The organism is Streptomyces sp. NPDC093984, assembly GCF_044764595.1.
GTDB classification, from domain to species: domain Bacteria; phylum Actinomycetota; class Actinomycetes; order Streptomycetales; family Streptomycetaceae; genus Streptomyces; species Streptomyces cynarae.
Window position 1 is genome coordinate 233,205 of sequence record NZ_JBIWIM010000001.1, and the last position, 24,515, is coordinate 257,719.

At 68.8% G+C, this 24,515-nt stretch carries 22 protein-coding genes; 11 read left to right on the forward strand and 11 right to left on the reverse strand.

What is annotated here, in order from left to right:
• The first annotated feature begins 2 nt into the window (after positions 1–2).
• Positions 3–128, forward strand: a complete 126-nt coding sequence (locus ACIRC0_RS01090; RefSeq protein WP_403609567.1) for a hypothetical protein — start codon at positions 3–5, stop codon at positions 126–128.
• Between the two features lie 426 nt (positions 129–554).
• Complete coding sequence (locus ACIRC0_RS01095; protein WP_403609570.1) at positions 555–1,145, forward strand: hypothetical protein; 591 nt, start codon at positions 555–557, stop codon at positions 1,143–1,145.
• A gap of 482 nt (positions 1,146–1,627) precedes the next feature.
• Here the strand turns inward: ACIRC0_RS01095 and ACIRC0_RS01100 are convergent, their stop codons facing one another.
• Together ACIRC0_RS01100 and ACIRC0_RS01105 are read right to left on the reverse strand one after the other, a co-directional pair.
• The gene (locus tag ACIRC0_RS01100) at positions 1,628–1,780 is read right to left on the reverse strand and encodes a hypothetical protein (protein ID WP_403609573.1); all 153 of its coding nucleotides are present in this window, start codon (positions 1,778–1,780) and stop codon (positions 1,628–1,630) included.
• Complete coding sequence (locus ACIRC0_RS01105) at positions 1,777–2,511, reverse strand: alpha/beta fold hydrolase (RefSeq protein ID WP_403609575.1); 735 nt, start codon at positions 2,509–2,511, stop codon at positions 1,777–1,779. Before ACIRC0_RS01105 ends, ACIRC0_RS01100 begins: the two co-directional genes overlap by 4 nt.
• Positions 2,512–2,758: 247 nt before the next feature.
• Between ACIRC0_RS01105 and ACIRC0_RS01110 the strand changes: the two genes are divergently transcribed.
• The 3 genes from ACIRC0_RS01110 (at position 2,759) to ACIRC0_RS01120 (ending at position 6,042) form a co-directional block, all read left to right on the forward strand.
• Positions 2,759–3,652 (forward strand): RNA polymerase subunit sigma, encoded by an 894-nt coding sequence (locus ACIRC0_RS01110; protein ID WP_403609577.1) that lies wholly within the window; start codon positions 2,759–2,761, stop codon positions 3,650–3,652.
• 353 nt (positions 3,653–4,005) lie between these two features.
• Complete coding sequence (locus ACIRC0_RS01115; protein ID WP_403609580.1) at positions 4,006–4,587, forward strand: hypothetical protein; 582 nt, start codon at positions 4,006–4,008, stop codon at positions 4,585–4,587.
• A gap of 402 nt (positions 4,588–4,989) precedes the next feature.
• Positions 4,990–6,042: an alpha/beta fold hydrolase gene (locus tag ACIRC0_RS01120; protein ID WP_403609582.1), complete on the forward strand. Its 1,053-nt coding sequence runs from the start codon at positions 4,990–4,992 to the stop codon at positions 6,040–6,042.
• Between the two features lie 59 nt (positions 6,043–6,101).
• Here ACIRC0_RS01120 and ACIRC0_RS01125 read toward each other — a convergent pair whose 3' ends face one another.
• Both ACIRC0_RS01125 and ACIRC0_RS01130 read right to left on the reverse strand, forming a co-directional pair.
• Positions 6,102–7,280 (reverse strand): acyl-CoA dehydrogenase family protein, encoded by a 1,179-nt coding sequence (locus ACIRC0_RS01125; protein WP_403609585.1) that lies wholly within the window; start codon positions 7,278–7,280, stop codon positions 6,102–6,104.
• A gap of 130 nt (positions 7,281–7,410) precedes the next feature.
• Positions 7,411–7,797, reverse strand: a complete 387-nt coding sequence (locus ACIRC0_RS01130) for a ferredoxin (protein ID WP_403609587.1) — start codon at positions 7,795–7,797, stop codon at positions 7,411–7,413.
• Positions 7,798–7,919: 122 nt separating this feature from the next.
• Between ACIRC0_RS01130 and ACIRC0_RS01135 the strand changes: the two genes are divergently transcribed.
• Both ACIRC0_RS01135 and ACIRC0_RS01140 read left to right on the forward strand, forming a co-directional pair.
• On the forward strand, positions 7,920–8,324 hold the full coding sequence (locus ACIRC0_RS01135) for a ChaB family protein (protein WP_403609589.1): 405 nt from the start codon (positions 7,920–7,922) through the stop codon (positions 8,322–8,324).
• Positions 8,325–8,369: 45 nt separating this feature from the next.
• On the forward strand, positions 8,370–8,720 hold the full coding sequence (locus tag ACIRC0_RS01140; protein WP_403609592.1) for a hypothetical protein: 351 nt from the start codon (positions 8,370–8,372) through the stop codon (positions 8,718–8,720).
• A 60-nt stretch (positions 8,721–8,780) separates the two neighbouring features.
• On the opposite strand, the gene ACIRC0_RS01145 is transcribed toward ACIRC0_RS01140, so the two are convergent.
• The 7 genes from ACIRC0_RS01145 to ACIRC0_RS01175 form a co-directional block, all read right to left on the reverse strand.
• Positions 8,781–10,136: an NAD(P)/FAD-dependent oxidoreductase gene (locus tag ACIRC0_RS01145; RefSeq protein WP_403609595.1), complete on the reverse strand. Its 1,356-nt coding sequence runs from the start codon at positions 10,134–10,136 to the stop codon at positions 8,781–8,783.
• A 140-nt stretch (positions 10,137–10,276) separates the two neighbouring features.
• The gene (locus ACIRC0_RS01150; protein WP_403609598.1) at positions 10,277–11,533 is read right to left on the reverse strand and encodes an alginate lyase family protein; all 1,257 of its coding nucleotides are present in this window, start codon (positions 11,531–11,533) and stop codon (positions 10,277–10,279) included.
• A gap of 27 nt (positions 11,534–11,560) precedes the next feature.
• A complete protein-coding gene (locus ACIRC0_RS01155) occupies positions 11,561–14,890 on the reverse strand; it encodes an alginate lyase family protein (protein WP_403612618.1) in 3,330 nt (1,109 codons plus the stop codon).
• 38 nt (positions 14,891–14,928) lie between these two features.
• The gene (locus tag ACIRC0_RS01160) at positions 14,929–16,713 is read right to left on the reverse strand and encodes a glycosyl hydrolase family 28 protein (RefSeq protein WP_403609601.1); all 1,785 of its coding nucleotides are present in this window, start codon (positions 16,711–16,713) and stop codon (positions 14,929–14,931) included.
• Positions 16,714–16,768: 55 nt separating this feature from the next.
• Positions 16,769–17,593: a carbohydrate ABC transporter permease gene (locus tag ACIRC0_RS01165; protein WP_403609603.1), complete on the reverse strand. Its 825-nt coding sequence runs from the start codon at positions 17,591–17,593 to the stop codon at positions 16,769–16,771.
• A complete protein-coding gene (locus tag ACIRC0_RS01170) occupies positions 17,590–18,585 on the reverse strand; it encodes a carbohydrate ABC transporter permease (RefSeq protein ID WP_403609606.1) in 996 nt (331 codons plus the stop codon). Before ACIRC0_RS01170 ends, ACIRC0_RS01165 begins: the two co-directional genes overlap by 4 nt.
• A complete protein-coding gene (locus ACIRC0_RS01175; protein ID WP_403609609.1) occupies positions 18,582–19,937 on the reverse strand; it encodes an extracellular solute-binding protein in 1,356 nt (451 codons plus the stop codon). The genes ACIRC0_RS01170 and ACIRC0_RS01175 overlap by 4 nt, the downstream gene beginning before the upstream one ends.
• Positions 19,938–20,191: 254 nt before the next feature.
• Here ACIRC0_RS01175 and ACIRC0_RS01180 point away from each other — a divergent pair, with 254 nt between their 5' ends.
• The 4 genes from ACIRC0_RS01180 to ACIRC0_RS01195 all read left to right on the forward strand — a co-directional run bounded on the left by ACIRC0_RS01180 (position 20,192) and on the right by ACIRC0_RS01195 (position 24,508).
• Positions 20,192–20,317, forward strand: coding sequence for a hypothetical protein (locus ACIRC0_RS01180; protein ID WP_403609611.1), 126 nt, complete (start codon positions 20,192–20,194; stop codon positions 20,315–20,317).
• Positions 20,318–20,562: 245 nt separating this feature from the next.
• Complete coding sequence (locus tag ACIRC0_RS01185) at positions 20,563–21,576, forward strand: hydroxyacid dehydrogenase (RefSeq protein ID WP_403609613.1); 1,014 nt, start codon at positions 20,563–20,565, stop codon at positions 21,574–21,576.
• Positions 21,577–21,696: 120 nt separating this feature from the next.
• Positions 21,697–22,785 carry a LacI family DNA-binding transcriptional regulator gene (locus tag ACIRC0_RS01190; protein WP_403609615.1) on the forward strand — a complete coding sequence of 363 codons (1,089 nt, stop codon included), beginning with the start codon at positions 21,697–21,699 and terminating at the stop codon, positions 22,783–22,785.
• Positions 22,786–23,167: 382 nt separating this feature from the next.
• Entirely contained in the window at positions 23,168–24,508 is a 1,341-nt protein-coding gene (locus ACIRC0_RS01195) for an ABC transporter substrate-binding protein (protein ID WP_403609617.1), read from the forward strand.
• Positions 24,509–24,515 lie beyond the last annotated feature (7 nt).

The window sequence follows — 24,515 nt, forward strand, 5'->3', positions numbered from 1 at the left end:
CCATGGGCTTGCCGATCCACGTCCTGGTGGAGCGGCAGGCCCACTTCCGTGCAACGGCCCCGCACCATGTGTCCGCCCTCACCTTGGGGAGGGAGACCCTCGCCTACGGCTACGTGGAGATCGCGTGATGGCCACGGTGGTGCGTGAGCTCACGGAAGGAAGGGGCGCGGGCGGTTCCAGCTGCGCAGCTTGTCGGGATTGAGACCCAGACCTGCACGCCCCGGGAGTCGGCGATCTCGGGGGCGATGACCGCCGCGACCTGGCGGTCACACTGGGCGACAAGGTTCCGTGCGTCGGGCCGGGCGGGCAGCCGGGGACCGAAGCAGAGGTTGCGACATGCTTTCACAGCACGCGGATGGTGTGCCGTACGGCAGCGCAGCGGTGCCAGAGGTGCGCAGTCCGTCGAGTGCGATCTCACGGTGCATCCTCTGGGATCAATCCTCGTAGGCTTTGACATACGATGTACCGACACACACATCCCCGGGTCCGAGCCGAGCGGCACCGCAACTGACTTCGAGAGGCGCGGCACGCAGGGTTGAGGATGAGAGGAAGACATGGTCTCGGCAACTCGCGCGGCGCATGACATCGAGATCACTGCCGCGAGCCTCCAGGAGGACCTGGCCCGCCTGGAGATTCAGAAGCAGGCACTGGAGCGGGAACTGGCTGCCGTCGCCTCTCACCTCGACTCCGTTCAGCGCGCTCTGAGCGCCCTCACTGTCTTGATGGCGGAGCCAGCCGGACGCCGCGCTTCCGAAGACACCGTGGAGGCTGGCGGACACCGTGCGGCTGACTCGCAAAGGCGAGCGGTCACGGACGCTCCGGATATTGCGCCCGTCCGCACCGCGGACAAAGCGACGAAGCAGCCCAAGGCGCAACAGCCGAAGCACCACCAGGGGGAAAAGCAGTCCGCGTCGTCCCGCTCGGAAACCGACGAGCGGCTAAAGTACGGTGCGCTCACCGAACAGATTCTGGAGTACTTCGCCGGTGTCGGCGACGCGGAGGTACGCGCTCGTGACGTCGCCGCGGCATTCGGCCGCGACACCGACAGCGGGAGCATCAACGCAGTGCGCAGTACGCTCGACCGTCTCGTCGGCACGTCCCGCCTCAGGCGGGCCGGTCGCGGTCTCTACCGCGCCCGGTCCTGATTCCGCAGCAAGGCTGCCTCGGACGCCTGCTCGAGGGGATCAGGCAGGCGCCCGAGGCGCCGCGCCCGCAGAACGTCCGTTCCCGGGTGCCCGAATGCTTACTAGGGAGCGGCACACCGTCGCCACGGTCATGCCGATCGGCCAAGGCGCCGACGAACCGGTCGCGGTCATTGCGTCGGCTCATCCCCTCGCCTTCCGGGTGGTCTGCCGGGCGAGGACAGTGAGGGTGCGGTGTGCGGGTGAACGTCGCGGCGGGTGGTCTTGGCCAGTTCCATCCACTCATTGCTCAGCGAACGCCGGGAGCGGTCGTCGCGGCTCGGGGAGTCGTACTGGACCGCGCTGATCTGAACCCTCCGCCCCCGTCGTCGGCGCCGCGATGGCGCCGACGACCGCGGCGGCCGCGAGCGCGGCAGCGGAGTAGCGGCGAATGACCTCCAGTGGGCCGGTCCAGGAAGGCCAGGGAGTTCAGTGCAATGCCGTTGTTACGCGTTCGCGGGTTGGGGCCAGGTGGGGTGTTCGGCCGTTTGAAGCCGGTAGTCGGACATCTTGATCAGCACCGGCAGCAGATCCCGCAGGTTCATCTGGGCCGTCGCCGGGCCGAGGGGGACGTCCCGTACGGGCGAAGCGCTCGTCACACGCTCGCATGCGCGCTCCAGTGCCCCTCCAGGATCTCGGCCACCTCCGCGGGCCGCTGGAGCACCGGCCAGTGGTTGCAGTCCATCTCGATCACCGGGGAGGCATGCAGGGAGGCGCCGAGCTTGCGTCCGAACTCGATCTGGCAGGCGGGGTCGAGCTTTCCCCAGAAGATCAGGCACGGCGCCGACACGGCGGACAGTCCCGGCTCCCACTCCGCCCCCATGGTGACCGCCGACCGGTACAGCCTGAGGATGGAATCCTTCATCGGCTCGTCCAGGCGGCTCATCATCTCCTTGGCCAGGTCGATGGGCACGTCGAAGCCGGCCGCCACTTCTTCGGCGAAGGACTCCGTCCGCAGCTCGCTCATGAACCGGTCGCCCTCGACCCGGTCCTGCCAGATCTTGGCCAATGGGTGCCACACGTATCCGGAGTTGATCGGTCCGTTCCCTCCGGCCCAGGTGCGGACCAGGTCGGGACGCAGGGAGGCGACGCGGAGGGTGAGGATGCAACCCCAGTCGTGCCCGACGAGGTCCACCGGCTCACCGACCCGCTCCAGCCGTTGGATGAGCCAGTCGACGTACTCCTCCTTGGTGGAGCTGAACCCGGCCGGGCGCGCGGCGCCGAAACCGGGCAGGTCCCAGGCTTCCACGTCGGTCCTTGTCAGGTGCTGTCGCACACCGCCCCATACGCGGTGGGTGTCAGGAACGCCGTGGATCAAGATCGCGGGCATGAGTGAAATTCCTTCATCAGAAGACGACGCATCGTACACGCGAAGCGCAATCACATCTTGTCACATTGTTTTGGTTCGTCGTCCCCCTGCGTTTCGGTTGGTCGTCCTCCGCGCGCGGGGGACGTAACGGCCACCGTCCGTGAGACGTTGTCACATGATCCGTGCTTGTCCGGTCTGCACTGCGAGGGCACTGCCGGCCGACCGTGGTGGTGGCAATGTGGTGCCACGCGAGAGGAAGGGACGCCTCATGGGCCAGACCGGTGACACGGTACCCATCGCGGAGCTGCTCGACGAACGAAGGCACCTGCTCAATGTCGCTTACTGGATGCTGGGCACCTGCCCCGAAGCCGAAGACGCCGTCACCGCGACCTACCGGCGGTGGTACGAGCTGACCGACGCCCAGAGAACAAGCATCACCGAGCCGCGCAGCTGGCTGACCAGAGCGACGGGCAGCATCTGCCTGGCCCATCTGCCCCTCTCGGAACGTCTGCCCGCGAACGCCGGCGGAAAGGACGGTGCCACCGAACTCGACCGGGCGCTGGCAGAAGAGATCAGCAACGTGCTGCTCAGGACCCTGGACACCCTGTCCGCGGCCGAACAGGTGGGGTTCGCCCTCAACGATGTCTCCGCCCCTCCAGGCCAGGCAGTTCCCGATGTCGTGGGGCAGGCAGCCCTCGAAAGTGCCGAACTCGCCGATGGCGCCCGCCGCGCACTGCGCACCAGCCGCACACGCCCCACCACACCGCAGCAGCACGAAAAGGTCGTCCGCGCCGTCCGGCGGGCCTGCGCCACGGCCGACGCCTCGTATCTGGCATCCTTGCTGGCCCCCCACGCCAGCGCGTTCTTCGACGGCGGTGGCAAGGTCCGCGCTCTGACCCGGCCGGTGCACGGCAATCAGCGTGTCGTCCGCGCCCTCCTCACCCTCCTCGCCCCCCGCCCCCACACCACGCTGCACCTCCGCTCCGCCAACGGCCGCACGGCCATCGTCGTACGCCACGACGACCAGGTGGCCGCCGTCATCAGCTTCGATGTCGCCGGTCACCACGTCACCCACGTCTGGGCCGTCCTCAACCCCGACAAACTACGCGCCTGGAACCGGCCCTACCCAGCTGTCGGCGAGCGCGGCACACAGGACGATTGAGAAGTCTTCACCCCCTGGGGAGCGCCGGCACCCGCGTACACGGAGTGCCGGCACAGCAGTGTCGTTCCCGTCAAGCCACCGCGGAAGGGCCCGCCCGTTGCGCTGCGCCGAGGACAGTGGCAACAATTGAGGAGCAAGCTTTCACGCAACCATTGCTGCGTCTTCATCACAGTGACAGCAGGGGACTTCAATGCCGACGCGTCAGCGCATCGTATGAGAGCTGCAGACGTTCTGCGTGAGGAGTACGTGTTGCCAATGATGCACCGAAGTACCCGCCACGGCGTCCGGACCGCGCGGCACCGCCGGTGAGCTGGGGCGAGGCGCGGCATGAGGGTCGAGGATGAGAGGGAGACATGGCTGCGGCATCTCGAGCGGCGCGCAACATTGAGATCACCGCTGAGAGCCTCCAGGAGGAGCTCAGCCGCCTGGAGCTGCAGAAGCGGGCGCTGGAAAGGGAACTGGCCGCCGTCGTCGCCCATCTGGGATCCGTTCAGCGGGCCCTGAGCGCCCTTGAGACCGTGATGGCGGACCCGGAGGGAGCGATGTCGGCAGCGGACACCGTCGACACGGGTCGGCACCGTGCCACAGAGTCGACACCGGCCAGGACGGACACTCGGTCGGCCGCCCCTGCCGACACCTCGGCCGAAGTCACGCCGGTCTCTCGGCGGCCCGCAGGCCACAAGGAAGCCGGGAAGAGGCCATCCAACCCGGAGGCCGACACTGAGCGAACGTACGGCAGGCTGACGGAACAGATCCTGGACTACCTCGCACAGGTCGGCGATACCGATGTACGCGCCCGCGACGTGGCGACGGCACTGGGCCGCGCCACCGACAGTGGCAGCATCAACGCAGTGCGCAGTACGCTCGACCGTCTCGTCGGCACGTCCCGCGTCCGACGTACCGGACGGGGTCTCTACCGCGCCCAACGACCCTGAACAGCCCCTCGGGCAGGCGAAGCAGCGGCCCTGGACACCGGCTCGCGGGGGATCGAAACAAACGTCCAGGGCCACGACACCCGCTCGGTTCGTTCAGCGGGTGCGACAGCGTTACCGACACTTTCGCGGGTTGGTCGTCCAGCGCCGAAACACTGTGTTGATGCTACCGCACTTCGACACCTTATGAAGCCAGAGTGCCACTGTTGTCCATGAGAGCGGCTCGGTTCATAACAGTGTTATAACCTGTCGCGTCTCTCTAGAAGCACAGGAGTCCTCGGTAGACCATCGGAAGGCGTGAAGCACTCGCATCAGCCTCCAGTACTCCCCCGGACGATCGACGATCAGTCATCGCCCCTGTCCCCCACCACCCACACGATCACCGCCCACCACGGACACACCTGCGTGGAACAGCGTTACCACGTCGCCGGCTCAGGTCCGGTGTGCATCGCTCACTCAGGCGGGCCGGGCATCGGCTGGGAGTATCTGCGCATGCTCGGGCTCGAAGAGTGCCTGACCATGGTCTACATCGAGCCGGTCGGCACGGGCGACTCCGGACGACTACCCGATCCCAACGACTACACGGTGGGCACATTCGCAAGTCTCCTGCACCGTGTGGTCGAACGCCTGGAGCTGCCGAAGGTCACCCTGCTCGGCCACTCTCATGGTGGCTTCGTCGCCCAACAGTACGCCCTCGACCACCCCGACCGGCTCAATGCCATTGTTCTGTACGACACGTCGCCGGTGGCGGACGAGCAGTTCTGGTCGGCGGCTGTCTCCGCCACGAAGCGCTTCGTGCAACGGCATGTCGACAACCATGCGGAGGTGGCCGATTACGTCGCAGCCCTCAACACCCGTTTCGACCTCCTCAACGACGACGACGCCACGGCCGTTCTGCGGCACATCATGCCAGCCTATCTCTTCGACTACTGGGGCAGGGAGAAGGAGTTCGCGCCCGCCCGTCAGTCCCTTCGTAGGTACGCGGCTCCCACCCGGGGGCAGAGCGCTCCGTTCGACGTCCGGAACGAGCTGCCCGGCATCACCACATGGACACTCGTCCTGGCCGGGAGACAGGACTTTATCCGCGGGCCACGCTGGGCCCGTCTCCTCCACAAGGGCATACCCGAAGCCGAGTTGGCGATCCTGGAGGACACCGGGCATCTCGCGCACATCGAACGTTTTGTGGTGGTGGCTTCGGGTCAGGTCCGCGAGGTCAGCGCGCTGCTCGCATGCATGGCCTTCCATCAGACGTGGCTTCAGATCGAGGCATCGGCGCTCGCGGGTCCCTACGCGACTCTCGTGGCGACAGCCCGGGCGGAAGCCGGCGCGCACATGAGTCTTGCCTGGCAGCAGCAGATCGCCACCGATCGCGGCATGAAACTGGGTATGGCGTACCCCGGGAGCAGTCAAACGCAGCCCGCGCCACCCGGCATCAAAGTGATGCACCGTCAGCTCTGAGTGCAAGAGCGGATCATGGTGCCAACTAGAAATCAACCATAAATCCTGGTCACAGGCCGTCACCTGCGCACGCGGGGCATGCCGAGGCCGATCCAGGAGATGATCTCGCGCTGGATCTCGTTGTTCCCGCCGCCGAAGGTGAAGATCACCGCCGAGCGGTAGCCGCGCTCCAACTCGCCGTGGAGCGCGGCGCCCGCCGAGCCCTCCTTCAGTGGCCCCGCGGCCGCCACGACCTCCATCAGCCAGGCGTAGGCGTCACGGCGGGCCTCGGAGCCGTAGACCTTGACCGCTGAGGCGTCCTGAGGGGTGAGCGTGCCCTCCTCGACCGCGCTCACCATCTGCCAGTTCAGCAGCTTCAACGCGTCCAGCTTCGTGTGCGTCAAAGCCAGGCGGCGGCGCACCCAGGGCAGGTCGATCACCCGGCGGCCGTCGGTGAGCTTGGTCTCCATGGCCCAGCGCTGCACGTCGTGCAGGGCGCGGATGGCCATGGTGCCGTGGGCGGCGAGGGTGACGCGCTCGTGGTTGAGCTGGTTGGTGATCAGCCGCCAGCCCTGGTTCTCCTCGCCCACGCGACGGGAGACGGGGACACGGACGTTCTCGTAGTAGCCGGCGGTGGTGTCGTGCCCGGCGAGCGTCCGGATGAGGGTGCAGGAGTAGCCGGGGGCGCTGGTCGGCACGAGCAGCATGGTGATGCCCTTGTGCGGTGAGGCCTCGGGGTCGGTGCGTACGGCGAGCCACACCCAGTCGGCGGTGTCGCCGTTGGTGGTCCAGATCTTCTGCCCGTTGACGACGTACGCGTCGCCCTCGCGGACCGCGCGGGTCTTCAGCGAGGCGAGGTCGGTCCCGGCGCCGGGCTCGCTGTAGCCGATCGCGAAGTCGATCTCCCCGGAGAGGATCCTCGGCAGGAAGTAGTCCTTCTGCTCGTCCGTGCCGAACCGCATGAGTGTCGGACCGACCGTGTTGAGCGCCATCAGCGGCAGCGGCACCCCCGCCTGGGCGGCCTCGTCGAAGAAGATGAACTGCTCCATGGCGGTCATCCCGCGCCCGCCGTACTCCTTCGGCCAGCCCACGCCCAGCCAGCCGTCACCGCCGAGACGGCGGATGGTGTCCCGGTAGAACCGCTTCTGCGCCGCAGGGTCGGTGTGCCGGGCGTGGGCCCCCTCGGGCACCAGCCGCGCGAAGTACCCGCGCAGCTCGTTGCGCAGCCGCTGCTGCTCGGGCGTGTAGTCGAGATGCACGGCGCCTCCAGGCTCCCCATGGCCGGTCCTGACGGCGCACACCGTAGAACCTGTTCCAGAAATTGGGAATGCCGAGGGAGGGGAATGCCCGGCTCGGCGTTCGGAGCGTCGAGTCCGGTGTCCGGATCCGTCAGCCCAGGGTCTGAAGGAATTCGGAACAGGCCCGGGCGGCCGCGCGACAGGCCCGCGCCGTCTCCTCGCCACCCGGGTCCGCGTCGAAGACGTGCGCGGTGTCCAGGCAGACGGCCCGGCACCAGGTCACCTGGCCGCGGATGTCGTCCTCGTCCTGACTGCCGTACGCGGACAGCACGCGGCAGGTCGCGTCGCAGACCTCCGCGCACATGATGCCCTTGCGGCGCAGACGTTCCTGGCCCTGAGTACCGCCCGGTTCGGCAAGGCTCGCGCGCAGGGCGCACGCCCGCGCGCACTCCGTGCACGCCTGTGCGCACGCGAAGCGATCCTCCAGAAACCGAATGGGATCCTGCTGAGAAGTCGTGTGTGAGGTCGTGGCTGTCACACCGCGCGGGTAGCCGATGGCGACCCCGTCAAACCGGCGTTCGCGGGGACTCTGCCCGTTTTCGCGGCGGGCCCCAGGGCACTCGTGGGGCACAGAGAGCGACGAGACGAGGAGGTGGATCCGTGCCCGGACGACAGGAACTGCCGTCGACGCTGGAGCGCTCCTCCCAGGACGCGCAGCGCACCTGGATCAAGGCGCACGACTCGGCGGTCGAGAGTTACGGCGAGGGCGAGCGGGCGCACCGGGTGGCCTACGGCGCGCTCAAGCACACCTTCGAGAAGGTCGGCGACCACTGGGAGCGCAAGGAGGGCGGCCGCAAGGGCCCCTCGGACCCCCGGTCGGCGCGGCCCCGGCAGCAGGGCGGGCGCAGCGGCGAGGGCGTCGACGAGAACGCCTCGAAGGAGCACCTCTACCACGTCGCGCAGCGCCTGGGCATCGACGGACGGTCCCGGATGTCGAAGGCGGAGCTGCTGGACGCGATCCGCAAGGAGAACCGCTCGCGTACCCGGGCCGCACGGTCGGGGTGAGCCGCGTCCCACGTCAGGCCGTCGCACAGAGGGAAGTGAAGATCCATGGCTGAGCCCGGCCGCGGCACCCTGCCGCTGCCCGACTACGACGAGCTGCCGCTCGGCAGCCTGGAGAGCCGCATCCGCGCGCTGAACGCGGACGAGGTGCAGCAGCTGCTCGCGTACGAGCGTGAGCACGCGGGCCGTGTCCCGGTGACCGAGCTGCTCACGGCCCGGTTGGAGCAGTTGCGCGCGGGCGCCGAGCCGACGTCCGGTGACACCGCGGGCCTGCGTCCCGAGGCGAGCCGGAGCAGTGGGGGCTCGCCGGTGTCCCCGGCGACCTCGCCGGAGCCCATGAGCCCGCCGCCGCACGGCACACCCGATCAGCGGGGCAAGCCGAAGGGCAACCGCACCTGACCCGGGTCGGTCGGCACCCGCGGCGATCGCCACCCGACCCGCGTCAGTCGGCCGCCTTCGTCAGTCGGCCGCCTTCGGTGCCGTGTGCGAGGCGATCAGGTCGGGCGTGAGATAGGCATCGGTCCGCTCGAAGTCCTTGAGCGTGGCCGGGCGCCCGGCCTGGAAGCCGGTGCGGACGAAGTCGTAGCCCGCCATCGCGTTCAGCGTCCAGTTCGTCAGGGTGCGCAGGCGGGCCGGGACCGTGCGCAGGGCGCCGAGGTGGTACCCGCGCGCGACGACCTGCGCGGGCAGGCCGGTCAGTTCCACGCCGAGCGGTTTGGACACAGCCTGCACGCCGCCGAGGTCGACGACGAGCCCCAGGTCCCGGTGCCGGTAGGGGGTCAGCGGCGCGCCGCGCAGCGCCGCCGCGACGTTCTTCGCGGCCTTCCAGCCCTGGCGCATGGCGTGCTGGGCGGTCGGCGGGCAGATGGCGTCGGGGCCCTTGGCGAGGTCGGGCACCGCCGCGGCGTCACCGAGGGCGAACACGCCGTCCAGGCCCGGCACGGCCAGGTCGTCGCGGACGACCAGCCGGCCGCGGTCGGTCTCGGCGTCCAGCGTGGCGATCAGCGGGCTGGGGGCGACGCCGGCGGTCCAGATCAGGGTGTGGCAGCGCAGCTTCCGGCCGTCGGTGAGGGTGACGGTGTCCGCCGTGGCCTCGGCGACCGAGACGCCGAGTGAGACGTGCACGCCGCGCCGCTCCAGGATGGCGAGCGCCTTCGCGCCGAGCCGGTCGCCGAGTTCCGGCATGAGCTTGGGCGCGATGTCGACGAGGTGCCACTTCACCAGGGACGGGTCCAGGCCCGGATAGCGCCTCACGGCGGCGGTGGTGAGGTGGTGCAGATAGGCGGCGGTCTCGGTGCCGGCGTAGCCGCCGCCGACGACCACGAACTGCAGCCGGGTCTCGCGCTCGACCGGGTCGGAACTGGCCGCGGCGAGGTCGAGCTGGGAGATGACGTGGTCCCGTACCCAGGCCGCCTCCGCCAGCGTCTTCATGCCCACCGCGTACCGGTCCACCCCTGGGATGTTGAACTGCCGGGTCACGCTGCCGGGCGTCAGCACCAGGTAGTCGTAGTGCTCGATGGTCGTCTCGCCGTTGATCTTGCGCACGACCACGGCCTTGGCGGAGGGATCGACGCCGACCGCCTGGCCGGGCACGAGCAGCGTACGGTGCAGCAGCCGGCGCAGCGGGACCGCGACCGACTGCGGGGTGAGGATTCCCGACGCGACGTGCGGCAGCAGGGGCAGATAGAGCTGGTGGCTGTAGGGCGCGACGAGCCTCAGGCGCGCCTCGGCGGGCTTGAGAATCCGCTCGAGTCGCCGCGCGGTCTCCATGCCGGCGAACCCGCCGCCGACGATCACGATGCGGGGCACGGCCATGACAGATCCCTCCAGCGGGAGACTACGACCCCTGCCACGCTAGGGAACAGGGCCCGCATCCGCACCCCCAGCCGCACTGTTTTCCGCGCGGGCCCGTCGGCCGATCCGATGCCGGCGGGCCCGAGCGGCCCCGCGGTGCGCTACTTGGCGTACGTCAGCGTGCCGAAGCCGAGCTGGTCGTAGCCGCCGCTGGTGGAGCCGTAGTCACCACCGCCGCCCTCGGGGGCGACGAGGTTGTAGTACATCGCCGAGATGTACTTGTCGTCGAGGTACAGGCGCCGGTTGTAGTGGAAGTGGAGCATGGCCCACACCGGGCGGATCTGGCCGCGGGAACCGGAGCTGATCACCGTCTGCGACTGCTGGCTGCAGGTCGTGCCGCTGCCCCAGGTGTAGGTGGTGTACGGCACGTCCTGGCCGATGTTGTACTTGGCGACGTACTGGGCCGCCTTGAAGAACCTCCTGCTGTCGTAGCTGTACAGGTCCGTGCCCTGGTTCCAGGCCATCTCGCAGATGGCGCCCATCTGCCCCATGCCCATCATGGTGTGGCCCTGGTCGCGGCCCGACTCCTGCCACTGGCCGAGGTCGTAGCCGTCGACGTCGCTGTAGAGGAACGGAACGGCGTGCTTGATGGAGCCGTTGCCCGCGCCGTTGTAGAAGTAGTTGACGGCCTGGTCGTACTTGGCGCCGTCCTCGCACAGGATCGCCGTGGCGAGGATGGACGCCATGTTGCACAGGTCCCAGTTGGCCCAGTAGTTCGTGATGCAGGCCCCGTTGTGGTTGACCAGGAAGTCGTTGTTCATCGGGTAGAAGACGTTGAGCATCATCTTCTTGAACCCGGCGAGGTCGAAGCCCGGATAGTCGCGCATCAGCTCGCCCACGTTGGCGAACTGCCAGCCGTAGATGCCGGCGGCGAGGAACCGGTCCGCGTTGCCCTGGATCGAGGTCAGGGTCTTCGACCAGGCGTTGCAGATCCTGACGGCGCAGTCGCCGTTGGCGCTGGTGCCGGCGACCCACCATCTCAGCGCGTTCTGATAGGCGGCGGCGATGTCGTTGTAGAGGATGCCGTAGTTCTCGGGGTATCCCGAACCCCGGTAGACGATGGACTGGGGGTTGGGCGTCCAGGTGGACGCGGAGTGGGAGTTGCTGGTCAGGCGCTGCCAGCCGGAGTACCAGGGGTCCGTCCCCGCGGCCACCTTCACCTTGGCGCGGTTCAGGTCGCCCCAGTTGTGCAGGGCGCCGGGGTGGGTCCAAGAGGTCGGGGCGGCTCCCGCCGACCGCATGGTGGCGGCGCCGATCAGGCCGGCGGCGGCGAGCCCGCCGGCGGCGCGCAGGACGCCCCGCCGGCTGGGCCCCGTGTGGGGGGCTTGTGGTGCTGGGTGGAGATCTTCGCGGCTCATTCGTGCATCTCCGATCCGTGGGGGGATCTATGTCGTGGTGATGCTCACCTCGTCGAACTGGGAGGTGCCGAGGGCCAGCGGGTTGCGTGAGCAGACCACGAGGCCCACGTAGTAGGGGGCGTCACCGAAGCCGGGGATGTCTCCTGTGGCAAGGGGGGTCCAGGTGACGCCGTCATCGGTGGAGACGGACGCGGCGAAGCTCGTACCGGTGCGCTTCAGCCGCAGCAGGCAGGGGGCGGTGACCGCCGCGTTGCCCGTGAAGGCGGACTTCCCGGCGACGGTCGTGCGCAGCATGAGCTGGGCGCCGGCGCCGCCGGTGACGATGGCCCCGGCCGCCTGGTCGAACGGCGACAGGGACTTGGCCATGAGCAGCCCCACCCGGTCACCGCTCACCCCGCTGCGGGAGACGAGCCTGGCGGTCACCTCGCAGTCGCCGGTGACGGGCCGTCGTACGAACTGGCCTGTCATTCCCTGGCCGTTGGCGTTGAGGTCGGTCCCGGCGCCCCGCACCACGAAGGTCCCGTCTTCGTAGGAGGTGCTGCCGGGGGTCTGGATGGCGACCACGCCCAAGGTGCCGAAGGCGCGATCGTCGATGACGACGTCTCCGAGGTCGCCGTACGTCCAGGGGTCCGGCGGTGAGGTGCCGACCGTGAGGCTGAGGGTGCCGGTGGCGTCACCGGCCGCGTTGCCCGCGGTGGTCGTGACGCTGAACTCACCGGTCTCGCCGGGTGTTCCGGAGACCAGGCCGGTGCGCTTGTCGACGCTCAGCCCGGCGGGCAGGCCGTCCGCCGCGAACCGGACGGGCTCGTGCGACCCTCGCAGCAGGAACTGGAAGGGTACGCCCTTGTTGGCGAACGCCGCCGTCGCGGAGGTGACCTGTGGCACCGACGGCGTCGGCATCGTCGCGGCGGCCGGGTCCGACAGCGGGCCGCGTCCGGCGCAGTTCGTCTTGGCGACGACGTAGTGGTACGTCGTGCCGGGCGTGCCCGCGGCGTCCGCGTACCGGATGCGGGTGCCGAAGCCGACGGGGCCGACGCAGGCCGCGATCGTCTCGTACGGGCCGTCGGCCTGCGTGGACCGCAGCACCTTGTAGCGGCCCGCGAGGTCCGGGTCGGTCCAGGCCAGTTGCACGGCGTCGGCGCCCGCGGTGGCGCTCAGGTCGGTGGCGGTGCGGGCGGGACGCGGCACGGACCAGACCTCGCCGCGGGTGCGTGAGGTGACGCTGACGTTGTCGAAGGCGCCGGTGCCGGTCTCGGCGTAGTCCTGGTCGACGCCGAGGCAGGAGGTGAGGGTCAGACCCGCGTACGCGGTGTGCCCCAACTCGACCTCGGTGGAACCCACTTCGGTCCAGCGGATGCCGTCCGGGGAGATCGCGCCGGTGCAGCGGTCGCCCCGGCGGGTCACCCGCACCCAGTAGGGCATGCGCATCCGGTAGCCGTCGCCCGCGCCCTCGACGTACGGGGCCTCGAGCGGGGTCGCCGACTCCGGCAGCGTGCCGAGGTTGGAGATCGGGAAGCCGGCGCTGGAGGTGATCGCCTGCTGTTGTGAGGGCGGCACGGGGGTGCTGCCGGTGGCGGAGATGCCTGCCCCGTCCCGGGGGCGCACGGTCCACACACCGCTCCAGGTGTGCAGCGGCAGCCCCTGGATGAGCATCGAGGCGTGTGCCGCGTCCGCGTCCAGGGAGGCGCGCAGGGTGACCCCGATCTTGGAGTACTGGGAGCTGAGGGGGAACACGACCCGCGCGGTGATCGTGCCGTCGCCGGCCAGCGGCAGGTGGGCCAGACGGTAGGTGTCGGCGGTGCCGGACGCCTCCAGCACGAACCGCTCGCCGTCGAAGACCGCCGAACCGGGGATCTTCACCTCGCCGATGTCCTGCGTGGCCCAGGACTCGGGGAGCCCGGCGGCGGCCGCCGCCCAGGCCGAGCTCGCGCCGCTGCCCCGGGAGTTGGTGGCGGTGACGGTGTAGTAGTGGACGCGGCCTCCGCGCGCGTCGCTGTCGGTGTACGTCGTCTTGTCGACACCGGTCGCGATCTGCTCGTACGGGCCGTCGGGGGCGGTGGCCCGCAGAACCGTGTACGTGTCGGCCCACGCGGTCGGCAGCCAGGTCACGGTGACGGACCTGCCGCCGCCGACCGCCGTGACGCCGGCCGGAGCGGCCGGGACCGTGGGCTCGGGCGCCGTCGTGCCGGCGTAGGTGAGGGTGCCCCAGCTGGGCAGGTCGTCGTTGCTGCCCTCGACGACGCGGGCGCCGCCCGTGCCGCGGAAGACGGCCGCCTTGGTGTACGGGGCGTCGAGACCGCGGACACCCGCGTAGTGGGCGTAGTACATCTCGTAGATCGGCGGGAGTGTGCCGCGGGAGACGGCGGAGACGGCCGTCTTGATGTACTTGCCGGTGCGGTCCAGGTCGGGGACGAAGGGGACGTCACCGCCGAGGTTGTAGCGGGCGGCGTACTCGGCGTTCGCCAGGATGCGGTTGTCGTCGAAGCCCCACAGGTCGACGCCCTGGTTCCAGGCGACCTGGGCGGCGTCGCCCATCAGGCCGACCGCGAGCTGCTCATGGCCCTGGTCGCGGCCCGACTCCTGGCCCTGGCCGGCGTCGGTGACGACACGGTGCGGGACGCTGCCGTTGCCCGCGCCGGCGGCGGCGAACCGCAGGGCGTCCTCGAAGAGGGTGCGCTCCTCGCAGAACACACCGATGGCCATGATGGACTGAATCGACGTCAGGTCCCAGTTGCCGTTGGCGTACAGCATGTAGCCGGAGACGGCGGGATACCAGACGGTGAGGAAGGACTCCTCACAGCGGGCGATGTCGGAGTCCGCCCAGCCGTCGTAGTCGCTGTGCCGCAGCAGCTCGGCGGCGTTGACGAACTTGAAGGCCTGCAGACCCGCGCCGAGCGGACCGTCGGCCCCCGTGACGGCCGTCAGGGAGCCCGACCACACGTTGAGGATGTCGCGGGCCTTGTCGGCGTAGGCGCGGTTGCCGGTGATGCGCCACATGAGAGCGAGCTGGTAGGCGGCGGCCGAGTCGGCGACGGCCTGGTTCTGGAAGTTGGTGGGGCCGCGGCCCCAGGAGGTGATCTGGCCGGTGTTCTGGATCGTGTACGTCGCCTTCGAGCGCGAGTGGGCCGCGAGCGCGAGGAAGCCGTCGTAGATCGGCGATTCCTTGGCGGCGACCGCGGCCTTCATGCGGGCCAGGTCGTCGGCGCTGTGCAGCAGTCCGGGGTGGGTGAAGGCCCGGAGCGTGGTGGTGTCGTCCTGGGCCCAGGCAGCCGAGGCGGAGGCGGACAGCAGTCCGCCTCCGGCGGCGACCACGAGCCCCGCAGCGCCGAGGAACGACCGTCTGCTGAGGGGAAGCACGAGGGTCACTGGAATATCTCCTGGTCAGCGGTGCCGCATCACGCGTGCTGCACGGTGAGCGTGACGGTCTGGGTCGCGGTGCCCACGCTGTTGGTGGCCGACACGGTGACGTCGAAGGAGCCGACGTTGTCCGTCATGACGCCGGAGATCAGACCGGTGCCGGTGTCGATGTCCAGCCCCTTCGGCAGCCCGTCCGCGCTGAACGACGTCGGCAGCTCACTGGCCGTGATCAGGTAGTTGAAGACCTGGTTCTTGGTGCCCGCGGCCTGCTTCGGGCTGGTGATCTGGGGCGCGTTGGTGGACGTGGCGTCGGTGGGGTTCAGGAACCGCGTGTTGATCACGTGCTCGTTGGCGTACGCCGGCATCATGTCCCAGAACGTGTACCAGCCGGGCTTCTTCATCCCGTTGCCGATGAACTTGCCGTTGATGACGAGGTTCTGGAAGGTGACGTTCTTGATGACGTGGTCCGCGTCGTAGCCGACCATGATGGCCGGGTTGGCGTGCGTGCCGTTGTACGAGAGGTTCTTGATGTACACGCCGTCGATGCCCCGGCCGACGGAGGTGTTGTACGACGTGTTGAACATGACCCGCATGTTGATCAGCTGACCCCAGCGGAAGTCCTCGACCCGGATGTCCTGGGCGCGGACGTTGCTCACCAGGTTGCTGTCGCCGGGGTTGAGCGCGATGCAGCCCTGGTAGTTCATCTGCGGTTCGCGGTGGTCGAGGATGTCGATGTTGCTGAAGACGAGGTTCTCGATGGTCTCCGGCTTGTCGGTGTTGCCGTGCGTACCGACGTTGATCGGGTGCGCGACGTCCGCCCACAGCGTGGAGTTGCGGACGGTGATGTTGCGGCAGTCGCCGTAGTAGTTCCAGCGGTGGGCGTAGATCGCGATGCAGTCGTCGGCGTTGCGCATGTAGACGTTGTCGATCAGGACGTCCTGGCTGGAGAACACGTCGATGCCGTCGCCCCACTGGCCGTGGCTGTAGGCGTGGAAGTTGCGGATGGTGACCTGCTTGGACTGGCCGATGGTGGCCGCGTAACCGCTGCTCGGGTTCAGGACCATCACGCCGTCGATCTCGATGTTCTCCGAGTACTCGACCAGCACGCCGCTCGGGGAGTTGTACAGCACACCGCGGCCGCGCAGCCGGGCGTTCTGCACGTTCTGGAACGCGACCTGCGACGTCAGCACGGCACCGCCGGCCAGGTAGACCGTCTTGCCGCTGGGCACGGTCAGTACGTTGTTGGTGGTCTTGTGCAGGCCGGGGCCGAAGTAGACGACGTCCTCGTCGTCGGGGTCGGGGACGTGCGTCTCGATCGGGTTGGCGTGCAGCTGCAGGTTGTTGAAGATGTCCCCGTCGACCTCGATGGAGAGGTTGCGCGGCTCGGTGAGGGTGAAGCTGACCGTCGCGCCGTCCACCGTGAACCGGGTGCCGTACGACAGCGGGCGGATCCGCGCGCTGCCGATCGTGCCCTTGGAGGACGTGACGGCGACCTCCACGGTGCCCTGGAAGTCGAACGTGGCGACGGAGGAGTTGAACACCGGACCGCTGCCCGTGTTCGCGTCGATCTGCTTCGCTCTCGCGCGGTAGACCGGCACCGTCTGCCAGTCGCCCCCCGGCGTACGGGCCTTGACGGAGTAGCTCAGGTTGGTCGGGACCCCGCTCGGAATGGGGTAGATCACCAGCTTGTCGGTCGATGCGGGCGTGTCGTCCGCTCTCGCGGTGCCGGCCGCCGCGCCGACCAGGGAGTACGCGGCCGCAGCGGCGCCCGCGGCCTGGAGAACGGTGCGCCGGGTCAGGCCGGTGCCCTGGGTGTCGTTCATGGACAAGTTCCTTAACTGAGCGGGGAGATGAGAGACAGACGGGAAGAAGGGGCGGTCACTTGAGACCGGAGGTGGACATCCCGGTGACGAAGCCGCGCTGGGCCACGAGGAAGATCAGCAGGATGGGGACGACGTACATCACGGTGCCCGCCGCGATCCAGTTGTTGACCGGCAGGCCCTGGGCGTTGACGTACGACGTGGAGATCGCGACCGCGAGCGTGGAGCGGTCGTTGGACAGCAGCAGCATCGGAGCGATGTAGTCGCCCCAGCTCCAGGTGAAGGCGATGACGAAACTGGTGGCGAGCGCCGGCCAGGACTGCGGCAGGAAGATCCGCCAGAAGATCCCGCTCCAGCCGCAGCCGTCGACGATCGCCGCCTCCTCCAGTTCGCGGGGCATGCCGGCGAAGAACTGCCGGAACAGGAAGATGAGGAACGGAGCGCCGGACAGGCCCCACAGCACCCACGGCCAGTACGTGTCGACCATGCCCAGCTTCGCGAAGATCAGGTAGGTCGGGAAGAGCGTGATCATCTGCGGCAGCATCATCGTGCCGAGCAGCACGCCGAACAGCTGCTTCTTGCCGGGCGCGGACAGGCGCGCGAAGCCGAAGCCGACCCATGCCGAGCTCAGCGTGACGAGCGTCGCGTAGATCGTTGCGATGATGAGGGAGTTGCGGGCGTAGCCGAGGAAGTCGACGTTGGTGAACGCGTCGACGAAGTTGCCCCACTTCAGGTCGTGGGGCCACCAGTGCACGGGCGAGGCCGCGAGTTCCGAGGTGGACTTCAGGGCGGTGATCACCAGCCAGCCGAACGGGCCGAGGAACAGCCCGGTGATGATGACGAGCGCCGCGTACAGAGCGAGGCGGGGCAGCCGGGCGGTCACTTCTTCGCCTCCGGGTCGACGTTGTAGAACACCACGCCGGACGTGGTCTTGAAGATGAGTCCGGTGACGATCAGGATCAGCACGAACAGGACCCACAGCAGGGCGGAGGCGTAGCCGAAACGGCCGTAGGCGAAGTACTCCGCGAACACGTGCATCATGTACAGGTAGTTGGACTGCGGGACCGACGTGACGCCCCCGGGCGGAGGCATGGACGCCAGCAGCAGCGGCATCACGGTCTGCACGGAGGCGATCACGCCGGTCACGGCCTGGAAGAGCAGCACCGGCGACAGCAGCGGGACGGTGACGCTGCGGAAGGTGCGCCAGGCGCTCGCGCCGTCGACCCGGGCGGCCTCGTGGAGTTCGCGAGGAATGTCCTGGAGCCCGGCCAGCGAGATGATCATGATGTTGCCCGCGCCCCACAGCACGGTCATCAGCAGCACGTAGCGGGCGTACGGGTCGCTGAGCCAGGCGACGGCGTTGATGCCGAAGATGTCGAGGACGCCGTTGGTGGCACCGGAGTTCGTGTCGAAGAGTTGCTTGAAGATGAGGCCCGCGCCGACCGGTGGTACGACGGCCGGCAGGTACAGGAGGGTGCGGAAGATGCCGCGGGCCTTGATGGGCCGGTTGACGAGGACCGCGAGCGCGAGGCCCGCGACGATCGACAGGGGCACGGAGGTCACCGCGAACAGCCCGGTCCGGCCCAGGGCGCCCCAGGTGACCGAGTCGCTCAGCAGCTCGCGGTAATTGGCGAGGCCGATCCAGTGCCAGTTCGGGGAGATCCCGTCGAACGTGGTGAAGCTCAGCCACTGCGCGAACGCCATCGGGCCGATGGTCAGCAGCAGGAATCCGGCGATCCAGGGCGCAGTGAACATGTAGAACGCGCGGTGCTGCCGCGTTGCGACGGAGGTGTGCCGCCACGCGGGCTGAGCGCTGTCCGCGCCCCTGGCGTGCTCGGGCCGCCCGGTGACGGTGGCCAGTTGGTCGGCCGTCATGACACCAGCTCCTTTCCGCGCTTCATCTCTTCGTTCGTCTTGTCGTTGAGCCGGTCGATCAGCGTGCCGATGGACATCTGGCCCCTCATCGCCGCGGGGATGATCAGGTTGACGACCGCGTCCAGGGCCTCGACCTTGGCGTAGGGCGTGAAGGAGACGACCGAGAAGTGCTTCAGCTCGGCCTCCTGCACCGCGATGACCTGCCTCTGGTAGTCATTCTGGCGAGGCATCAGGGGGCGTAGGGACTTCAGGCTGGGGATGCCCCAGCCGCCGGTCGCGCGGTCCTTGGCCGGGCCCTGGCCGAAGAACCACTCGAAGACGCGCCAGGCCGCCTGCTTGTTGTGCGCCTTCTTCGGCATCCAGAAGCCGGTACCGGCCTGGCAGGCGCTGATGCGGGGCCCGCCGGCGAATCGGGGCGCGGGGGCGAGACGGGACACCTTCGCCACCTTCTCGTCTCCGTTGATCATGCCGCCGAGCCAGTAGCCCGAGTTGGTCATGGCCATGCGGTCCGCCATGTAGGTGGGGCCGTCCCACGCATCGGGGTTCGGGTTGATGAGGCTCGGTCCGACCCCCGTCTTCGCGTAGTCCACGTACCAGGTGAGCGCCGTGCGGGCCTCCGGGCTGGAGAAGTCGATGGTGGCGTAGTCGTCGGTGAACAGGTTGCCGCCGGCGGCGGCCGTCAGGGCCGCGAGGTTGACGGTCAGGCCGACGCCGTTGTAACTGCCGCCGAACACCCTGGTCTGGCCGCCCTTGCGCTGGGTGAGCTGTTCGGCCTTCTCCAGCCACTCCTCGTAGGTGATCGGCTCCGTGGCGGACGGGTACGCGACGCTCTTCTGGTCGAACAGGGCGGTGTTGTACCAGTACATGGAGTCCTGGGAGAAGTCCTTCGCCATGCCGTAGCGGGGACCCTTGCCCTGGGCCTTGCCGTCCCAGCGCCACAGGTCGTTCACCGGGTCGAGGTCATCGACCTTGAGGACCGTGCTCTTGGCGAAGTACGGATCCAGATTCTCGGCCACGCCGCGTGCGGCGAAGTACGGCGCGTCCGTGGCGCCCACGCCGCGCACCAGCTCCGGAGGTTTGCCCGCGGTGAGCATCGCGATCAGGCGGGTGACGTCGTACTTGACCCGGATGATCCTGATGCCGAGCTCCTTCTGCGCCTGCTTGATCTGGTCATCGGCGATGTCGCCCTCGTTGACCATCACCGTGATCGAGTCGCCGCCGCCCCCGCTGTCCGCGGCGCCCGCTACCTGCAGCGCACATCCGCTGAGGGCCGCCGCACCTGCCACGGCGCCGCCGGCCGACAGGGCGAGGAAGCGACGGCGACTGGGGGGAGCACCGGCGTGGGAGCGCATGAACGCCTCACCTTCTGCTTCGGGGAACGCGGCACGGGCTCTGCCTGGGAACGCAGCGATCCGACGGGAGTAACAGGTAGCAACCGGTTGCTACGAACGAGTGGGCAGAGCTTCTTCCGGGACGGATGGCACGTCAAGGGGCTTCGCAGATTTTCGAAAAGTCCGTGTAACTGCTGAGGCATGCGCGAGCAGAGCCGCGAACCACCGGGCGTCGAGCCTCGCATAGGGGATGAGCTGGGCGTTCGCCGAATCCGGTGGACGTGTTACCCGGAGTGGAGGTCATCTGGGACCAGTCACTCCCGATGCGAAGGATCGGCGTCGGCCCCCACCTGGTCGTCGGCGAACTGGTGGTGACCGCCGACAGACGCACCCCCGGATGAGCGGCGGAAACCGTTACGGTCCACACCGGCAGGCCTGACCGAACCCCTCCGTACGAGCTCACCCCGCGCCGACGGACACCGCCCGAACCCCCCACCCCCCACTGCCACCTGGGCATTTTGTCTGCGGAAGCGGCCGAAGGCCATCCATCCCGGGTACCCCGTCGTACTGATTGACCATGACTCCACCGCGGAATTACGGTAGAAGACGCTTTCAGAAAACGTTACCCACCCGCTTCAGGAGAGACATGCCCAGCGCCCAGCCCCCCAGGGCCGTGTTCGCCATGGACCCGGTGCACCTGCCCCTGCTGTTCCCTCCGCCGCTCATGGCCCGGCTGCAGAAGGCGGTCGACATCGACACCGCGCTCGTCGTACGGGACTTCAACGACCCGGCGGCCGCACCCGCGCTGGCCCGGGCCGAGGTACTGGTCACCGGCTGGGGCTGCCCCCATCTGGACGCGCGCACCCTGACGGCGGCGCCGAAGCTGCGTGCGGTGCTGCATGCCGCCGGCTCGGTCCGCTCGCTGGTCGGCGAGGCGCTGTGGCGGCGGGGTGTCGCCGTCTCCAGCGCGGTGACCGGCAACGCGCTGCCGGTCGCGGAGTACACGCTCGCGATGATCCTGCTCGCGGGCAAGGACGCCTTCGGGCACCGGGAGCGGTTCCGGCACACCCACGCCTACCCCTCCCCCGCCGAGACCGCGGGCATCGGGAACCTCGGCCGCCGGATCGGGGTCATCGGCGCATCGCGGGTGGGCCGCCGGCTCCTGGAGCTGCTGCGCCCGTTCGACTTCAGGGTCTTCCTCTACGACCCCTACGTGACGGCCGACGAGGCGGAGGCGCTCGGTGCCGAGTCCCTGCCGCTGGACGAACTGCTGCGCCGCAGCGACATCGTCAGCCTGCACGCCCCCGACATCCCCGAGACCCAGCACATGCTCAGCCGCGACCGGCTCGCCCTCATCCGGGACGGCGGTGTGCTGATCAACACCTCACGGGGCGCACTGGTCGACCAGGACGCCCTGACCGACGAGTTGATCTCCGGCCGCCTGAGCGCGGTCCTGGACGTCACCGAGCCCGAGCCGCTGCCCGCCGGCTCCCCGCTGTACGGGCTCCCCAACGTCTTCCTCACCCCGCACATCGCGGGTTCGCTCGGCAACGAGCTGGAACGTCTCGGCCTCGTCGTCGTGGCAGAGGTCGAGCGCCTGGTCGCGGGCCTGCCACTGGCCCATGAGGTGCGCCGTGCGGACCTGGCCCGTGTCGCGTGAACGGCCCGTCCACAACCCGGTCCGGCGGGGAGTAACGATGGGATACGGTTTCGGCACCGGGGGAGGGCGGGATCCCGGCTCGTCGGACGAGAAGGTCCCTACCGTGAAGGAGTCGCTACGGTGAGTCAGCGCAAGGCGTCGGCCGAGGCCGGACGGGCCACCATCCGCGACGTGGCGGAGCGGGCGGGCGTGTCGGTCGCCAGCGTGTCGCGCGTCCTGTCGGGCAACTACCCGGTCTCCGACGAGCTGCGCCGCCGCGTGATGAAGGTCGTCCGGGACCTGGACTACGTCACCAACGCCCACGCCCGCTCCCTGGCCGGCGGTGGCACACCGACCGTGGCGATCCTGCTGAACAACATCACGGGCGCCGCCTTCGCGCACGTCGCCAAGGGCGTCGAGGGCGCCGCCTCGCTGCGCGGCTGGCTGTCACTGGTGGGCACCACCGGGGACGACCCCGAGCGGGAGCTCGCGCTGGTCAACCTCATGCGCCAGCAGGGGGTCGCCGCGGTGGTGCTGCTCGGCGGGGCGTACGACTTCGACGAGTACCAGCTGAGGATGGCCCGCTTCGCCCGCTCCCTGGACGCGGCCGGCTCACACCTGGTGCTGGTCGGCAGGCCGCCGCTGGAGGGCGACGTACCGGCGACGACGGTGGACTACGACAACGAGGGCGGGGCCTACGCGATGGCGAGCCATCTGCTGTCCGCCGGACACCGCCGCGTCCTGGTGCTGCCGGGACCCGCCGAACTCACCACGGCGCAGGGCCGGTTGAGGGGCGCCCAGCGGGCCTTCGAGGCGTACGGGGTGCCGTTCGACCCGGGCCTGGTGCGGCACGGGCCGTACGACGACGAGCACGGGTACACGGCCGTCGAGGCGGCCCTGCACGAAACGCCGGACTTCACCGCCGTCCTCGCCGGAACCGACGTGGTGGCCGCGGGCGCCATGCAGGCGCTGCGCGCGGCGGGCCTCCGGGTGCCCGACGACGTCTCCATCGTCGGCTACGACGACATCCCGCTCGCCTCCCAGCTCACCCCCCAGCTGACCACCGTGCACGTCCCGTACGAGGAGATGGGCCGCGTCGCGCTGCGCGCGGTGGCGGACCGGCGCGAGAGCGGCGCGAGCCGCCGCAGGGGAAGCGACGGCGACCACCTGGTATTGGGCACGCACGTCGTCGTACGCGGCTCCGTGCAGCCGCCGCGGCGACAGTCGTGACAGGGCACTCGAAGTTCGAAGTTTCGTAAACGGTTTCAGCTGAAGGGACATCACGTCCCTGAGAACGCTTACCGCACACCACATAGAACCGGCGTAAGCGCCAGTGCACTGCGTTGACCTGCGCAGATATGCCGACTCACCGCAACGGCCACCCGCCTCCCCGGCTTATGTGGCGGACAACGGGCCGTAACAATTTCCGCCCGGCCTCTTGCTAGAGACGTGGAATCGTCCTACGGTCCCACGGCAACCGCTTACTACCGCTTCAGCTTGGCCGACCCCCCGCAACCGCGAGCCGACGGTTTCCCGGCCGCTGTTCCTGGCCATCACCGAGCCGCCGTCCTCTCGTTCTGAGAACGCCTACATTCCGAAGGATCACGGTCAGATGAACTTCACCAGCTCCCGGAGAAGGTTCGCCCACGCCGCCGTCGCGGGCATCGCGCTGACAGGTCTCCTCACCGCCTGCGGCGGATCCGACTCGGGCGACGACGCGAAGTCGAAGTCGTCCGGCCCCGTCACCCTCGACTTCTGGGGCTGGGCCAACGGCCAGGAGGCCGTCGTGAAGGCGTTCAACGCCTCCCACAAGGACATCAAGCTGAAGTACACCAAGGTCACCGACCAGCTGACCATGCAGAAGCAGCTGACCAACGCGGTGAAGGCGGGCAACGCGCCCTGCCTGGTGCAGAACACGGCCGAGTACGTGACCAGCTGGGTCTCACAGGGCGCCCTCGCCGACATCACCCAGTACGTCGAGTCCAGCAAGGACAAGTTCAACCCCGGCTCCTGGGCGAGCGCACAGGTGCAGGGCAAGATGTACGGCGTCCCCACGAGCTCCGCGCCGAACTTCACGATCTACCGCACCGACATCTTCCAGAAGTACGGCCTCAAGGCCCCGGCGACCTGGGACGACTTCATCGCCGCGGGCAAGGAGCTGAAGAAGCACGGGATCAAGATCACCAACTTCGCCGGTGAGGACCCGAGCACGCTCGAGGTGCTCGCGATGCAGGCCGGGGCTCACTGGTACGCCATCGACGGCAACTCCTGGAAGGTGAACTTCCAGGACCCGGGCACCCTGAAGGCCGCGCAGGTGATCCAGGAGATCATCGACAACGACCTGAACTCCAAGCTGTCCTTCGCCGACTACGCGGCCGTGCAGCGCAACTACGACAACGGCGGCACCGCGACCCGGCAGATCTCCACCTGGCAGCAGTCCGGCATGGTTGCGAACTTCACCAAGTCCTTCGGCAAGTGGGCCCTGGCCCCCTGGCCGACGTTCAAGGGCGAGGCGCCCAAGACCCCGGCCGGCACCAACCTGACCGGCAGCGTGACCCTGGTGAGCAAGCAGTGCAAGAACCAGGAGCAGGCCGCCCAGGCGGCACTGTGGTTGTCCACCGACCAGACCGCCGTCAAGACGATGGCGAGCCCGGAGACCGGCAACGGTGTGTTCCCGGCGCTGGCGGACAGCGACTCGTACGTGACCGAGGCGACCTCCGAGAAGCTGCTCGGCAAGAACTACGAGGCGGCCCAGCAGGTCGTGAGGGACAGCCTGAAGACCGTCACCACCGACTGGACCTTCGGCCCGGACTGGACCGCGATGTTCACGGAGATGCAGGCGGGCTGGGCCAAGGTCGTCAACAAGCAGGAGAAGGTCACCGATCTGCTCGCGCACATGCAGCAGTGGACGGTCAGTGACCTGAAGTCCCGCGGTATCAGCGTCGAGGGCTGAGGCAGTC

What these genes read in the sequence shown, in the direction of transcription:
- ACIRC0_RS01110 (WP_403609577.1), top strand. Translation starts at nt 2,759, where the DNA reads ATGGGCCAGACCGGTGACACGGTACCCATCGCGGAGCTGCTCGACGAA.
- ACIRC0_RS01150 (WP_403609598.1), bottom strand. Translation starts at nt 11,533, where the DNA reads ATGAGCCGCGAAGATCTCCACCCAGCACCACAAGCCCCCCACACGGGG.
- ACIRC0_RS01185 (WP_403609613.1), top strand. Translation starts at nt 20,563, where the DNA reads ATGCCCAGCGCCCAGCCCCCCAGGGCCGTGTTCGCCATGGACCCGGTG.
- ACIRC0_RS01170 (WP_403609606.1), bottom strand. Translation starts at nt 18,585, where the DNA reads ATGACGGCCGACCAACTGGCCACCGTCACCGGGCGGCCCGAGCACGCC.
- ACIRC0_RS01160 (WP_403609601.1), bottom strand. Translation starts at nt 16,713, where the DNA reads ATGAACGACACCCAGGGCACCGGCCTGACCCGGCGCACCGTTCTCCAG.
- ACIRC0_RS01195 (WP_403609617.1), top strand. Translation starts at nt 23,168, where the DNA reads ATGAACTTCACCAGCTCCCGGAGAAGGTTCGCCCACGCCGCCGTCGCG.
- ACIRC0_RS01115 (WP_403609580.1), top strand. Translation starts at nt 4,006, where the DNA reads ATGGCTGCGGCATCTCGAGCGGCGCGCAACATTGAGATCACCGCTGAG.
- ACIRC0_RS01095 (WP_403609570.1), top strand. Translation starts at nt 555, where the DNA reads ATGGTCTCGGCAACTCGCGCGGCGCATGACATCGAGATCACTGCCGCG.
- ACIRC0_RS01090 (WP_403609567.1), top strand. Translation starts at nt 3, where the DNA reads ATGGGCTTGCCGATCCACGTCCTGGTGGAGCGGCAGGCCCACTTCCGT.
- ACIRC0_RS01140 (WP_403609592.1), top strand. Translation starts at nt 8,370, where the DNA reads ATGGCTGAGCCCGGCCGCGGCACCCTGCCGCTGCCCGACTACGACGAG.
- ACIRC0_RS01145 (WP_403609595.1), bottom strand. Translation starts at nt 10,136, where the DNA reads ATGGCCGTGCCCCGCATCGTGATCGTCGGCGGCGGGTTCGCCGGCATG.
- ACIRC0_RS01175 (WP_403609609.1), bottom strand. Translation starts at nt 19,937, where the DNA reads ATGCGCTCCCACGCCGGTGCTCCCCCCAGTCGCCGTCGCTTCCTCGCC.
- ACIRC0_RS01105 (WP_403609575.1), bottom strand. Translation starts at nt 2,511, where the DNA reads ATGCCCGCGATCTTGATCCACGGCGTTCCTGACACCCACCGCGTATGG.